Raw genomic sequence first — 1392 nt, forward strand, 5'->3', positions numbered from 1 at the left:
AAAAAATGCTTCAGAAATGAAGCATTTTTTTTTACACTTTTCTCAACTTTTAGACACTCATATTTATCCTGTATGTCGGGGTTACGATGCTGCTTTATATTCTATTTTGTTTTAACGAAGATTTTCAAATCTTCAAATCAACTCATTTTCTAATCACTTTAAGACTTTAAGACTTTCGACTTTAAAACCCAATCTCTACTTCTTAATCACTTTAAAAGTACCTTCGGTGCTGTTTTGTGTTTTTACTTTGACGAAATACGTTCCTTGAGCTAATTTTGCTAACGAAAGGGTTGGATTCATAGCTTCAAAGTTTCCGTTTAATATCTCTTGACCTAACATATTAAATACTTGATAACTTTCTAAGGTTTCATCGGTTTGAATGTTGATGATGTTGTTTGTAGGGTTAGGGTAGACGTTTAGTTTTAGTTTATCTACTTTAGGAGTGTTTAAAACACCGCAAGGTGTAGCGGCATATTTAGCATATAAAAAATCTGTGTAGCCACCACTTTGTATGTACAAATCTGGAATGTTATCGTTTTCTGCTAAAAACAACCCGCCATGGGTGTAACCACCTACGACGTAATTACCGTCGTTATCAGTAACTACTTTTGTAAAACCATTTTCAATACCAAATTGACCCAATACGTGTGTTAAACCTTCAGCATTACCGGTTTGCTTGTTTAAAAACAACAAATACGGATCTATTCTATGCCCGAATGGCTTATCGATATTTAACCCATTGCCCCAGTTCTCCACTTGGCCCGCACCTGCAATAATAACTTGATCGCCATTAAACGTTATACCTTTAACAGATGCACCTACAGTAGTAGTATTGGGAATCATGGTTGACGTTGGAGTTTTTGACCATAAAAACTGGCCTTGGTTGTTTAGTTTGGCTACATAAACCGATTCCCCAAACACGGCATTGTTGCTGATTTGGTGCGTTCCTAAATACACGCCTGGATATTCAGGATGGTTACTATATCTTCCGCTGATATACACATGAGATTGGTTATCAATTTGTATGTCATCGATAGAAATTAGATAATAAGTAGGCCAATTTGTGGTTCCCTCAAGATGCCAAATTCTTTCATAAGTACTACCATTGATGGCCATTATAAATGCACTTCCGTCCATGGCTTCATTACCATAAACAAACGGAAAATAATCATCAATCATGTAATATCCATTTCGAAGACCCGTTATATAATATATATTAGAGGCTTCATCGTAACGGAAATTAGATGTTTGTTCTCCCATTTCCCCAACAATCGGTAATTCTACAGCTGGAGCTGCTAAATCTCCAGTTAGCGCATTGAATTTTGCTAGATAAAATTTAATATCCCCTTCTGCTACAGTTACTGTACCGTTTAGATGTGTACCAGCTAATAA

At 36.0% G+C, this 1392-nt stretch carries 1 protein-coding gene; it reads right to left on the minus strand.

Features of this window, described 5'->3' with window-relative positions; all coding sequences use genetic code 11:
* Window positions 1-195 precede the first annotated feature (195 nt).
* Window positions 196-1392 (minus strand): T9SS type A sorting domain-containing protein (locus EG240_RS16330; protein ID WP_148096370.1); only part of this gene is annotated, 1197 nt, incomplete at its 5' end.

Origin of the sequence: Paenimyroides tangerinum (genome assembly GCF_003865405.1) — a bacterium.
GTDB lineage: Bacteria > Bacteroidota > Bacteroidia > Flavobacteriales > Flavobacteriaceae > Flavobacterium > Flavobacterium tangerinum.